This window comes from Gemmatimonadales bacterium (assembly GCA_035502185.1).
GTDB lineage: Bacteria > Gemmatimonadota > Gemmatimonadetes > Gemmatimonadales > JACORV01 > Fen-1245.
Genome location: DATJUT010000031.1, coordinates 70839 through 82715 on the forward strand (window position 1 = coordinate 70839; position 11877 = coordinate 82715).

Consider the following 11877-nt stretch of genomic DNA (forward strand, 5'->3'; position numbering starts at 1 on the left):
CTCGCGCTACTGCCAGGTGCGCCGGAGCGGGTGCGCCTCGGTGTTGAAGACGACGGCGGCGAACTCGAGGGTCGCCGGCGGCGAGAACAGCAGCCAGGCGTACTTCAGGGTCTCGGCCAGGAAGTAGCTCTCCATCCGGTCGCGCCGCTCCCTGGTCACGACGCTGGTGAGCGCCGAGAACCCGTCCGCCGTGCGGGTGTAGCGGAGCAGGCTGTCGAGCATCACCCGACCCATCTCCCGGTAGCGCGTGTCGCCGGTGATCCGGTAGAGGTAGTAGGCCGACTCGAGCGCCTCGGGCCGCAGCTCGTAGCCCTCGGACACCGGCCGCATCGACACGTAGTCCAGCTCCTCGGGCTCGATGCCGAACGTCGTCCACATCCGGAAGATGGACTCCATCAGCCGCCCGGCCCGCACGGTGTCGCCGCTCCTGGCGAGCACGGCGGCGAAGAACGCGTCCAGCGCCCCGAAGTGCGTCAGGGTGCGCCCGCCGCTGTCCATGTCCGCGTGGCCGTACCACAGCCCGGTGGGCCGCTGGTCGGCCAGCCGGCGGTTCACCGCTGCGATGCTGCTGTCCCACATCCGCTCGAAATCCGGGTCGCGGAACAACAGCCACGACTTGAGCAGGTACTCGTAGTACGAGTCGATGCCGCCGCTCACGTGGCTGTCCCGGTCGACCCAGGCGCCGGTCCGCACGTCGATCGTGCTGCCCACCAACCCGGCGGTGGAGCGCCGGCCGAACAGCGCAACCACGGCGCGCTTGGCCGCGTCGTAGAACCGGGGCTCCCCGGTGAGCTTCGACAGCGTGCCGAATTCCAGCATCAGGGTCCCGACCTCGGCCGGGTTGCTCACCGGTCCGCTCGTCGCCCCGGTCCGGAGGTTCACGAAGCGGAACGGCATGCCGGTCGGGGAGGCGAACGCCGGGAGCAGCCGGGTGCCGAGGTCGCGCGCGAGCGCGAGGAACCGGGGGTCGCCGTCCAGCTGGTACGCGGAGAGCAGGCCGCCCAGCTCGCGGATGGTGATCTCGAACACCTGAACCGGGAAGTCGCGATCGAACGAGAGGGAGTCGAGGATCAGCGTCTTGGCGCGGGCCGCCTGGTCGGTCAGTCCCATGAGCAGCATGGTGTCGTACGCATCGACCGGCGTCATCAGGAGCGACGCCGCGTGCCAGTCGCGGTGGCCGTGCGACAGGGGCAGCAGCTCGTCGTGCCCCCAGGCCCAGCGGACGTATCCGTTCCAGGCGTGGACGAAGGCCTCGCGCACCGCCTCGGCCTCCCGCGGCGCCGCCGGCTGCGCGGAACCGGCCCGGACTCCGGCAATCGCCAGCGCCGCCACCGCGGCGGCCACCGCCGGGCCCCGCACGGTCGCGGTCACCAGCGCATCCGCTCGCGCAGGCTGGTGATGTGCGCCGTGTGGTGCCGGCCGTGCCAGGAGTACATCGCGACCACGTCGTCGAGGGTCATCGGGCCGTTCTCCGGATGGTTGAGGCGCCGGGCGAAGTCCGAAGGCCTCACGTCCCTCAACAGCAGTACCCAGCGCTGGTGGAGAGCCTCGAGCAGGGCCAGCGACACCTCGACCGGCGCCAGCGTTTCCGGCGTCTCTGCCCACCGCGCCTGGTCGTAGGGCTTGATCGTCGGAACGTCCTCGGTGAGCGCGAGCTTGAAGCGCACGTAGGCGTTCATGTGGCTCTCGGGGACGTGGTGCACCACCTGCCGCACCGTCCAGCCGCCCGGCCGGTAGGGCGTGTCCAGCTGCCGGTCGTCCAGCCCCGCGACGGCGTGCCGCAGCAGGCTCGGCGCCTGCGCGATCTGCTCGATGCGCTCAGCGCGGTCCGCCGGCGCGAGCTCGATCACCTTGCTGAAGCGCCCCACCGGATACTGCAGGTCGGTCATCGGGTCCTCGGCGTTCGGGTGAGGGGGCCGCGTCGGCCGCTCCGGCTCACGCCCCTTCCGGATCGGGGCTCGCGCGACCACGGCGCGCCTCCGAGGTCCAGGTCCCAGACCTCGAAGTTGGGGTCGGTCCCCAGGTCGTCGTGGCGATCCGTTCGAACGAGCCGGTACCCCGCCGTCGCGTAGATGTGGCGGGCGGCGTCGAGCACGCCGTTGGTCCACAGCACGATCTTACGGTAACCGGCGCGGCGCGCGAACCGGGTGCATTCGTCCACCAGGCGGCGGCCCAGTCCGCTGCCGCTCGCCGCGGGCTCGACGAGCAGCAGGCGGAGCTGCGCCACCCGTGCCGTCTTCTTGACCAGGAAGACGCATCCCAGGCGCTCGCCGTCGCGCTCGGCGATCCAGCATCGCTCCCGCGCCCGGTCCTCGCATCGGACGAACCGCGCCACAATGTCCGCCACCAGCGCCTCGAACCTCGCTCCCCAGCCGTACTCCTCGGCATAGAGCGCTCCGTGCCGCTCCACTACCCACCCGAGATCGCCGGGGCCGTAGCTGCGCAGCGTGACCGGCCCCCCGTTCCGGCCCCCACCCAGCAGCGCCTCGATCCTCCGCATCGCCGCGATGAGCCGCGCCTGGCCGGACCGGTCCAGCGCACCGAGCATGGCGCGGACGTCGCGCCGGGCCGCCGCGTCGAGCCGCGCGAACGCCGCGCGGCCGGGCGCCGTCAACCGGAGGTGGCTCCGCCGCGCGTCGGCCCGCGACCGGTGGCGCCAGACCAAGCCGCGCCGCTCCAGCCCGGCCAAGATCCGGCTCAGGTACCCCGCGTCGAGCCCGAGGCCGGCGCCCAGCGCCGTCGCCGTGGCGTCCGGGTGCTGCGCCAGCTCGTACAACACCCGCGCCTCGGCGAGCGAGAACGGGCTCCGGTTGAGCCGGCCGTCGAGCACCCCAATCTGCCGGGTGTAGAAACGATTGAAGCGCCGCACCGCCGCGACGCACCCACCGAGCCCGCCCGCTGCCATCGTCCTCCCCGGACCGGCGGACGATGTACGCTAATTGGTTGACTCTGTCAAGTAATCGGGATGCTGTGGCGCGCGCCGGGCGCCGCGGGCCGGGAGCGCCGTGGCGACCAGGACCCCCGCCAGGATCACCGCCGCCGCGACCACCACGCGCGGCGTCACCGGCTCCTTCTCCACCGCCCAGCCCAGCAGCAACGCGACGACCGGATTCACGTACGCGTAGCTGGTCGCCAGCGCCGGGGTCGTATGCCGCAGGAGCCAGAAGTAGGCTGTGAAGCCGAGCACGGCCCCGAACCCGACCAGGTAGGCGAGGGCCAGGAGCGACCGTGCGCTCACCAGGCGAGGGTCGAAGCCCGCGGTCTCGCCGAGCACGACGGCGAGGACGAGCAACCCGGCGCTGCCCGCGATCATGCTCGCCCCTGCACCCATCAGGGGCGAGCGAGCTCCGTGGACCTGGCGGGAGTAGACCGAGCCGGCCGCCCACGAGACCGTGGCCACCAGCAGTCCGGCGGCGCCCAACCCGTCCACCCGCGCGGCGTCGCCCGCGCGCGGGTCAACGAGCAGGCCCACGCCGGCGAGGCCGACCACCAGCCCCAGCACGGTCGCGCCGCCGGGCCGCGGGCCACCGGGCCGCAGCCAGTCCATCAGAAGGGTGACCAGCGGGACGCCGGCCAGGATCAGCGCCGCGAGCCCCGACGGCACCCGGGTCTCGGCCCAGGACAGGGTCCCGTTGCCGAAGGTGAGGAGCAGCAACCCTGCGACCAGCGCCACGCCCCGCTCGCGGCGCGTAGGCCAGGCTGCGCCCCGCACCCGCGCGACCAGCACCAGCACAACGCCGGCCGCCGCGTACCGCAGCGACGCCATCAGGTGGGGCGGGATGGTCGCGATCGCGTATCGAATCGCGAGGTAGGTCGAGCCCCAGAGGAAGTAGATCGCGGCGAAGGCGAGCACCAGACGCACCCGATGGTCACGCGGCACGCGTGCCCCCGCCGTGTGGCGCCGTCACCCGGACCTCGCGGCTCCGACCCTCGTCGCTCATCCGCGACCGTCGAGCAGGATCCGCCACGGATCGATGCGATCGATCGACAGCTGCCCCGACCGGTGCCAGGGGTCGGCGGCCAGGCGCTCCCGCACGGCGCCCTCGCTTTCGGCCGCCACGACGAGGAGCACTGCTTCACCGCCCGCCAACGGCCCCCCCAGCACCACGAATCCCTCGGCCGTCAGCGCGTCCATGAAGGCCGCGTGCTCCGGCCACCCGGCCTGCGACCGCAGCGGCAGCGCCTCGTCCCACGCCGGGCCGGGGAGCAACCGTACGGCGAAGCAGGCATCCAGCGCACCCGGCAACCGCACATCGGCGCGCAGACTGCCCATCGGAATCACGCCGGCCGTGCCCGGACGGGCCGGATCGTCGTCGCCCGGACCGTTGGGACCGCCGCTGCGGACCTTGGCGCTCCACTCCTCGATCTCGAGCGCCACCAGTGCCGTGGCGTCAAGCTGCGCACGGGTCGGCGGCTCGTAGCCGGCGCCGGGCGCGCGGCCGGGGAAATAGCGCGCGATCATCGCCGCGAGGATGCGCTCCCGCTCGGCCACCGGGGGCTGGGCCGCGGCCGCCCGCGCGAACGCCACCACCGACCGGTAGTTCACCGAGTGATTGAGGGCGGTCCGCGAGTACACCAGCCCGTCGAGCTCGGTGACGGCGACGCAGACCGGCGCTCCGGTCGCGAGGTGCGCCATCAGCCGCCCCTGCACGCCTCCGTGCAGGTAGAGGAGCCGCGGCTCCGCGACCGCGTACTGGTACGTCATCGGAATGACGGTTGGGCGGCCGCGGTCCACGAAGCCCACGTGGGCCACGAGCCCGGCGGCCAGGATTCCCGGGGCATCGGCGGTCCGATCGCGCTCGGGGTGGGCGCGGATCGCCGCCCGGGTGGGCAGCCGGGCGTCGGTCGTCACAGCGGCAGGCTCGGTCATCGGTGCAGGGCTCCGGCCAGAGGTCGGGGTTCCGTCGCGTGGGCAACACCGGGTATGTTACCGGCTATGTGGTACTACGAAAAGCTCCAGATTCATCACATGGATGGTACCAGATTTGGCGGTCGCCGGTGAGCCCGCGCACCGCCTCCAGCGCGCCGGACATCCTGGTGCAGCTCGATGCCGCCTCGCCCGCACCCGCCTACCGGCAGGTGTGCGACTCCCTGCGCGACGCGATCGTCGCCGGGCGGCTCGCCGCCGGTGCTCGCATCCCGGGGACGCGCCTCCTCGCGGCCGAGCTCGGCGTGTCGCGCAACACGGTGAACGGCGCGGTCGCGCAGTTGCTGGCCGAGGGCTACGTGGTGGCGCGGCCGCGGGCCGGCACCTTCGTGAACGCGCGGCTCCCCGACGCACCGCTCGTCCCGTGGCGCGGCCGCACGCGATCGGACCCGAGGCCCGCCGCCACGGCACGCAAGCGCGGCCTTCGCCGCTCGGCGGCAAGTCTGACGCTCGCGCGGCTCCCGATTGCGGCCGGCCGCAGCCTGGTCGAGCCGGCGCGCCCCTTCCAGACCGGTGTGCCGGCCCTGGACGCCTTCCCATGGGCGCTCTGGGCGCGCCTCCTCGGCCATTGCACCCGCCGCTCGGGCGCCGCTCTGTCCGGCTACGGCTCCGTCTTCGGGTATCTCCCACTGCGCGAGGCCATCGCCACCTATGTCGCCGCGGCGCGCGGGGCGCGCTGCGCGGCGAGTCAGGTCGTGGTCACGGCCGGGGCGCAGCAGGGGCTCGACCTGGTCGCTCGGGTGCTCGTCGACCCCAACGACACGGTGTGGCTCGAGGATCCCGGCTACCCGGCCGCCCGCGGCGTCTTCGCGGCCGCCGGCGCGCACCTGGTCCCGGTCGGGCTCGACGCGGAGGGAATGCAGCCGGCGACTGCGGCCGGCGGGAAGCCGCCGCGGCTCGTCTACGTCACGCCCTCCCGCCAGTATCCCACCGGTGTCACGATGAGCGCGGCGCGACGCATGGAGCTGCTGCGCTGGGCGGACGCCGCCGACGCGTGGGTCGTCGAGGACGACTACGACAGCGAATTCCGGTACGCGAGCCGGCCGCTCAACTGCCTGCAAGGTCTCGACGAGAGCGGGCGCGTCATCTACGTCGGCACGTTCAGCAAGACGGTCTTCCCGGGGCTGCGGCTGGGGTACCTCATCGTTCCGGACGCGCTGGTCGATGCCTTCGGGGAGGCGCGCGCCATCGCCGACCGCCAGGCGCCGGGCATCGAGCAGGCGGCCCTGGCCGACTTCATCGCGCTCGGGCACTTCGCTCGCCACGTTCGCCGGATGCGGGCCCTGTACGAGGAGCGGCGGGACGCGTTGCTGGACGCGGCCCGGCAGCAGCTGGGCGACGCCGTGGCGATCGGCGACACGGCGGCCGGAATGCTGGCCCTGGCCAGGCTGCCGGTGGGGGTGAGCGATCAGCTGGTCTCGCGGCGCGCCCTGGCGGCCGGCGTCGAGGCGCCGCCGCTTTCGTCCTACGCCACGCGGCCCCTGCGGCGTGGCGGTCTGCTCCTCGGCTACGCCGGTTTCCCGCCGCAGGCGCTGCGGGCTGCCGTCGGCCGGCTGGCCACGGCGGTGCACGCGAGCGGCCGCCCCGCGGCGACCTGACTCACGGTCGCGCGCGGCGCGCGGCGGCGTAGGCGGCGGGTCCCGCGAGGCCGAACACCGCCGCGACCACGACGCCGAGCAGTCCGACCGTGCGGCTGCGCACCTCCATCACCACTGCGGCGCAGAGGACCAGCGCCGGGAGCGCGGCCAGCGCGACCAGCGCCGGCTCGCCGAGTGGGACCCGGAAGGCGCCGCGCAGCCCGGGCTCCCGCCGCCGCAGCGCGACCAGCGCCGCGAATTCGAGCACCAGCGCCGTCGTATACAGCAGCACGTCGGCCGCGAGCAGCCCGCCGAAGGAGAGCACGGCGAAGATCGAGTAGCCGATCGCCGATGCCACGACCGCGCGCCGCGGCGTGCCCCGGTCGTCGGTGACGCCGAGCGCGGAGGGCAGGAGGCCGTCTCGCGCCAGCACCAGCGGGATGCGCGAGTAGACCAGCAGCAGGGCGCTGAAGAGCGCGAAGGCGCTGACCATGCCCGCGACCGCGATCCACGCCGCCAGCCACGGCCCGGCCACGGCGGTGGCGATGGCCGGCCACGCGCCATCGGTCCACGTCCGCCACTCGGTGACGGCGAGGGCGGGGACGACGGCGAGGAGATACGCCGCGGTCACCAGCGGCAGCGCCCGAAACAGCGCCCGCGGGTAGGTCGCGCCCGCGTCCCGAATCTCGCCGCCCACCGTCGAGGCGTTGTCCCAGCCGCTGTAGTTCCAGACGCTCTGCGAAATCCCGAGGCCGAGCGCACCGACGAACGATGCGCCCGTCGCCCGGAACGGGTCACGGGCGAGCGCCGCGGCGTGGCCCCCCAGAACCCAGCGCCCCACCGCCGCCACCGCGAGCGCGGCGAAGGGCGTCAGCACCGCGGCGGTGAACCAGCCCGACGCCGCGCCCACGACCCTGGTGCCGCGCAGATTGAGCCAGGTGGCGCCCCAGATCAGCGCCAGGGCCAGCAGCCACCCGGAGAACCCGCCGAGATCGCCCGCGAAGAAGCGGAAATACTGGAGGAACAGCACCGGATAGATGGCCATGTCGATCAGCGAGTACATCCAGCTCAGCCAGCCGTTCGTGAACCCCCAGAAGCGTCCGAACGCCCGGGTGACCCAGACGTAGTAGCCGCCCTCGGCGGGCAGCATCGACGCCAGCTCGCCGATGATCAGGGTCTCGGGAACGCTGTAGAGCAGCGGCGTCGCCACGAGCAGCAGGACGGCGACGCCCGGGCCGACGCTGCCCGCGAGTCCCTCGACGCCGAAGGGGCCGCCGGACACGTTGAAGAACATGACCGCGACGAGCGGCCCGAGGGTCAGGACCTGGCGGGTCCGGGAACTCAGAGCGGCACCAGCTCGGTCGTGGTCGCCCTCGAGGTCGGTCTCGCAAGATCCAGCGCGTAGCGGCGGGAGCCGCCCGTCCCGTACTTCGCGAGGTAGGCGCGGTCGACCGCTTTCTTCAGGCGCTCACTGCGGGTGCGCACGGCGCGGACGGCGATCGAGCGGCCGGCGACCCGGATGGCGCCCCGAGGATCGCCCTGGAACGTGCGCCACCAGCTGCGCGGCTTGAGGCTCCACGACCGCACGAACGCCCGGCCGTCCACCACCACGACCCAGATGCCGATGAAGCGGTGTCGGCCGGAGCCGGCCCGGATCTGCAGGGCCTTGCCGTCGCGCAACGCCGCGAGCACTCCGGCGGGAAGTCCGTCAGTGTGGGCGCGGCGCGCCGGCAGCTTCGCGTTCGGGACGGGCATCTCTCCCCGCGCTGGAAGGGTCGGTCCAATTGTGGCCGGCGCCGACCACGAATCAAGGGGCGGCCGCCCGGGCGGGCGGCGGCGCCTCGGACGGCCGCGCTCGCCCGGCGCCCGCCGTCCCCTTGACGGCGACGCCGCTTCGTGCCGAGCATTTCCCTCACTCTCACCCACGTTCCGGAAGGCATCATGACCGTGAGGCGGTTGCTGGCGCTCATGGGCGCGATCGCGTGGTCCACCGCGTGTCACTCCGACCGGATGACCTCGGGCGGTTCGACCAAGCCGACGCCGTCCGGGATCTACGTCCTGAACGACCCCAGCAACGAGCGACCGGCGAGCGCCGCCTACACGGCGGGCCTCGAGACATCGGAGGCGTACCTCAACGACGTCACGGGCCACGCCATCTTCGTCCCCATCGCGAAGATCGCCGACAGCATCACCACCTGGGGCCAGTTCAGCTGGTCGTGGGGATACCTGGACACGCTGGTGCAGGACGCGCTGGCGCACCAGAAGAGGTTCTCCATCGAGCTGGAAACCGGGTTTCAGACCGGGAGCACGTACCTGCAGTCGCTGCCAGCCGGATTCGCCCTGGCCTGTGGTGCCGGCTGCGCGCCGCTGTTCGACGTCTGGACCACCGGCGGCGGCATGGACCGCTGCATCAGCGCCTACGTGCCTCTTCCCTGGATTGCGAGGGTCCAGCAGTTCTGGAGTGCCGCGGCGACGGCGCTCGCGGCCCACCTCCAGGCGACCGGCGCCTATGGCTCGCTGACGCTCGTGCACGTGCCGGGACTGAGCGTGTACGACGACGAGATCCGGCTGCCCACGGGGCGTCCGCAGCCCACCACCGCGGACACCCTGCCGTGCCCCGACGGGAGGCCGGCGTATCCCACGGTCATTTCCGACGCGGACACCGCCAACTGGCGAGCCCTGGGTTACTCGGACACCGCGGTCGTGAACGGATTCGCGGCCATCGCTGGCTCCTTCGCGCGCGCGTTCCCGGACCGGGTTCTCGGTCTCAGCCTGTTCAACCCGGCCACGCTCGGCATCGACTTCCCCAATCTGACGGGCGACCCCGCGGGTTACGTGGCAGCGCAGCTGGTGCAGGCGGTCTCGCGCATCGCGCCCGGCCGCGTGCAGCTGCAGGCGGACTTCCTCGACACGCAGGCCATCCTGCCGGCGGTCACGAGTCTCGCGACCCAGTACGCCGACTCCGTGGGCTGGCAGTCCAACAAGCACGGCGGGACGGGCGCGGGGTGCAACGGCGGCGGGGCGGGAACGTGCGGTCCCGACGGCGCGGCCAGCCCGTACTTCCAGCTGCTGCAGGAAGGGGCGCTCAACCGCGGCGAGTACGTGGAGGTCTGGTCGGCCGACGTCGTGGCGTATCCGCTGAGCTTCGACGCGGCGAAGGCGGCGGCGCTGTACCCGGTCCGGTGATCGAGCGGTCGCCGGGACCGGCGGCGCACCGCGAGCGCTAGGCGGGTGCGGCCGTCCGGGTGATCGTGACGCCGCGCTCGCTCAGCCCCGCCATCATCTGCGCGAAGAACCGGTCGTCGCCGGCCAGGCGCTCCGGAGGCTGCACGCCGGGACGCCGCAGCTCGCCGCGGGCCAGCAGGCGCGCGACCAGCGCGCACGGGAAACCGGTCGTCCGCGCCATCGAGTGGAAGCCCGTGGCGGGATCGGCTTCGTCGTACAGGTCCCACGTCCAGGTCTGGCGCGCGCCGCCCACGGTGCCCGTCGCCTCGACGCGCATCACGGTGAGGTCCGCCTCGCTCGGGGGGAGGCGCCAGGCGTCGAACAGCAGCTTGGTCGTCACGTCGTAGGGGCGCACCCGAATGCCCGCCACGTCGATCGGCTCCTGCGACAGGAAGCCCGTCTCGCGCAGCATCCGCATCTTCTCCACGTGACCCGGCCAGCGCAGCGTCTTCTCCTTCATGAACGGGGCGTGGAGGGTCCTGGCGAGGCTGCGCAGGCCGTCGGTGTTGAACGCCTCGACGGTGCCGACGCGCGGCAGGTCCACCGGCTCGACGTCCGTCAGCGCCGGCTTGGTCACCAGCCGGCCGTGCTCCACCCAGCGTGCGGGGCGGGTGTACTCCTCGATCACGTCCACCGCCGAGAAGACGACCCGGTACTCGAAGGGCCAGACGCGGTTCTTGGGCAGTCCACCGACCAGGATGAGCATCCGCTCGACGCTGTCGAACTCGTGCTCCGCCCGGCCGCACAGGAGGTTGGAGAGGCCCGGGGCGACCCCGCAGTCCACTACGGCGGTCACGCCCCGCTCCTGCGCGAGGCCGTCCAGCTCGAGGAAGTCCTCGGGCATGAACGCAATGTCGGCGTACGGTTTGCCTGCTTCGATGACCAGCCGCAGGAGGCGGAAGCCCATGTGCCCCGGAGCGGCACCGACGACGACGTCGGCGCCGGCGATGGCCCGGCGCACCGCGTCGTCGTCCCCCAGATCGAGGGCGATGGGGGAGAGACCTTCCGCGCGAAGCCGGGTCCGCGTCGCTTCGGCGGCGTCGGCCACGCTGACGTGGAAGTCCTTCTCCCGGGCCAGGTCGCGCGCGATCACGCGACCCACCAGCCCACCGCCGAGGACGACGATCTTGCTCACCGCGCGCTCCGGTCGCAGGTTCGGATCACACTCCTGCTGCGCGTAGTCTACCGCCCGACGGGGCGCGATGACAGCGTGCGTCCAGCCAGTCGTGTCGTGCTGCGTGACGAGGTATTGCCATGAGCGAGAAGGTCGTGGTCATCACGGGCGCGAGCGCCGGCATCGGCGCCGCGACCGCCCAGCTGCTGGCCGGTCACGGGATGTCGGTGGTCCTGGTCGCGCGCCGCCAGGACGCGTTGGACTCCGTCGCGGCCCGGTGCGGTGGCCGCGCGGTGGCCCTGGTGGCCGACGTCGCCCGGCGCGAGGACGTCCGCCGCGTCGCCGCCGAGGCGCTGTCGCGATTCGGCCAGATCGACGTGTGGATCAACAACGTGGGCCAGGGGATCTCCCGCCCGCCCTCGGAGTTGACCGACGAAGACGTGGACGAAGTGATGCGGCTGAACGTGAAATCGGCGCTGTACGGCATGCAGGAAGTGCTGCCCCACTTCAAGGCGCGGGGCACCGGGCAGGTCATCAACGTCTCGTCGATGCTGGGGCGGATTCCGTTTGCGGTCATTCGCTCGGCGTACTGCGGCGCGAAGCACTTCCTCAACGCCCTCACGGCCACGATGCGGGCGGAGGTGCAGCGGACCCACCCGGGGATCCAGTTCTCGCTGGTTTCTCCCCCCGTGGTGCGCACCGACTTCGGCCTGAACGCGCTGCACGGCGGCCCCGACTCGCGCCAGCTGCCGGACTCGCAGAGCGCCGAGGAAGTGGCGGCCGTCATCGCCGAGGTGATCGAGTCGCGGCGCCCGGACGTGTACACGCGGAAGGGCGCCCGCGAGAGGGTGGCCGGCTATTACGCCACGCTCGGCGAGGACCCGTGAGCTGAACGTCGCTTCCGGCGTTCGCCCGCCGTCACAATTCTGCTACAAGCGGATGGCCCCCGGCCACGGCGCGACCGGAGCTAACTCCTTACGGCGCTGCATGACCAGCCGCGGCATCGCCGTGCCGACAGGCGGCTGACCGGCCGA

The 11877-nt window shown here is 72.8% G+C and carries 11 protein-coding genes; 3 read left to right on the top strand and 8 right to left on the bottom strand.

The genetic code is table 11. The annotated features are described in order from the left end of the window. Positions 1 to 6: 6 nt before the first annotated feature. From VMF70_04055 to VMF70_04075, 5 genes are read right to left on the bottom strand one after another with little or no spacing between them, the layout of a single operon-like run. Entirely contained in the window at positions 7 to 1371 is a 1365-nt protein-coding gene (locus VMF70_04055) for a glycoside hydrolase family 47 protein (GenBank protein ID HTT67179.1), read from the bottom strand. After that, on the bottom strand, positions 1368 to 1889 hold the full coding sequence (locus tag VMF70_04060) for a putative metal-dependent hydrolase (protein HTT67180.1): 522 nt from the start codon (positions 1887 to 1889) through the stop codon (positions 1368 to 1370). The genes VMF70_04055 and VMF70_04060 overlap by 4 nt, the downstream gene beginning before the upstream one ends. Then, positions 1886 to 2905: a helix-turn-helix domain-containing GNAT family N-acetyltransferase gene (locus tag VMF70_04065; protein ID HTT67181.1), complete on the bottom strand. Its 1020-nt coding sequence runs from the start codon at positions 2903 to 2905 to the stop codon at positions 1886 to 1888. The genes VMF70_04060 and VMF70_04065 overlap by 4 nt, the downstream gene beginning before the upstream one ends. Positions 2906 to 2935: 30 nt before the next feature. Next, the gene (locus VMF70_04070) at positions 2936 to 3880 is read right to left on the bottom strand and encodes an EamA family transporter (GenBank protein HTT67182.1); all 945 of its coding nucleotides are present in this window, start codon (positions 3878 to 3880) and stop codon (positions 2936 to 2938) included. A gap of 57 nt (positions 3881 to 3937) precedes the next feature. After that, the gene (locus VMF70_04075; GenBank protein HTT67183.1) at positions 3938 to 4870 is read right to left on the bottom strand and encodes a pyridoxamine 5'-phosphate oxidase family protein; all 933 of its coding nucleotides are present in this window, start codon (positions 4868 to 4870) and stop codon (positions 3938 to 3940) included. 128 nt (positions 4871 to 4998) lie between these two features. Here VMF70_04075 and VMF70_04080 point away from each other — a divergent pair, with 128 nt between their 5' ends. After that, a complete protein-coding gene (locus tag VMF70_04080; protein ID HTT67184.1) occupies positions 4999 to 6525 on the top strand; it encodes a PLP-dependent aminotransferase family protein in 1527 nt (508 codons plus the stop codon). A 1-nt stretch (position 6526) separates the two neighbouring features. Here VMF70_04080 and VMF70_04085 read toward each other — a convergent pair whose 3' ends face one another. Both VMF70_04085 and VMF70_04090 read right to left on the bottom strand, forming a co-directional pair. Beyond that, positions 6527 to 7798, bottom strand: a complete 1272-nt coding sequence (locus VMF70_04085) for an APC family permease (protein HTT67185.1) — start codon at positions 7796 to 7798, stop codon at positions 6527 to 6529. A 47-nt stretch (positions 7799 to 7845) separates the two neighbouring features. Then, positions 7846 to 8259: a DUF2255 family protein gene (locus tag VMF70_04090; protein HTT67186.1), complete on the bottom strand. Its 414-nt coding sequence runs from the start codon at positions 8257 to 8259 to the stop codon at positions 7846 to 7848. A 186-nt stretch (positions 8260 to 8445) separates the two neighbouring features. Between VMF70_04090 and VMF70_04095 the strand changes: the two genes are divergently transcribed. Next, a complete protein-coding gene (locus VMF70_04095; protein ID HTT67187.1) occupies positions 8446 to 9690 on the top strand; it encodes a hypothetical protein in 1245 nt (414 codons plus the stop codon). A 37-nt stretch (positions 9691 to 9727) separates the two neighbouring features. On the opposite strand, the gene VMF70_04100 is transcribed toward VMF70_04095, so the two are convergent. Then, positions 9728 to 10864: a saccharopine dehydrogenase family protein gene (locus VMF70_04100; protein HTT67188.1), complete on the bottom strand. Its 1137-nt coding sequence runs from the start codon at positions 10862 to 10864 to the stop codon at positions 9728 to 9730. A 119-nt stretch (positions 10865 to 10983) separates the two neighbouring features. Between VMF70_04100 and VMF70_04105 the strand changes: the two genes are divergently transcribed. Further along, positions 10984 to 11730, top strand: a complete 747-nt coding sequence (locus VMF70_04105) for an SDR family oxidoreductase (protein HTT67189.1) — start codon at positions 10984 to 10986, stop codon at positions 11728 to 11730. Positions 11731 to 11877: the final 147 nt, after the last annotated feature.

Excerpts from the sequence above, each read along its gene's own strand:
- VMF70_04065 (HTT67181.1), bottom strand. The coding sequence starts at position 2,905 with ATGGCAGCGGGCGGGCTCGGTGGGTGCGTCGCGGCGGTGCGGCGCTTC.
- VMF70_04095 (HTT67187.1), top strand. The coding sequence starts at position 8,446 with ATGACCGTGAGGCGGTTGCTGGCGCTCATGGGCGCGATCGCGTGGTCC.
- VMF70_04090 (HTT67186.1), bottom strand. The coding sequence starts at position 8,259 with ATGCCCGTCCCGAACGCGAAGCTGCCGGCGCGCCGCGCCCACACTGAC.
- VMF70_04105 (HTT67189.1), top strand. The coding sequence starts at position 10,984 with ATGAGCGAGAAGGTCGTGGTCATCACGGGCGCGAGCGCCGGCATCGGC.
- VMF70_04085 (HTT67185.1), bottom strand. The coding sequence starts at position 7,798 with ATGTTCTTCAACGTGTCCGGCGGCCCCTTCGGCGTCGAGGGACTCGCG.
- VMF70_04060 (HTT67180.1), bottom strand. The coding sequence starts at position 1,889 with ATGACCGACCTGCAGTATCCGGTGGGGCGCTTCAGCAAGGTGATCGAG.
- VMF70_04075 (HTT67183.1), bottom strand. The coding sequence starts at position 4,870 with ATGACCGAGCCTGCCGCTGTGACGACCGACGCCCGGCTGCCCACCCGG.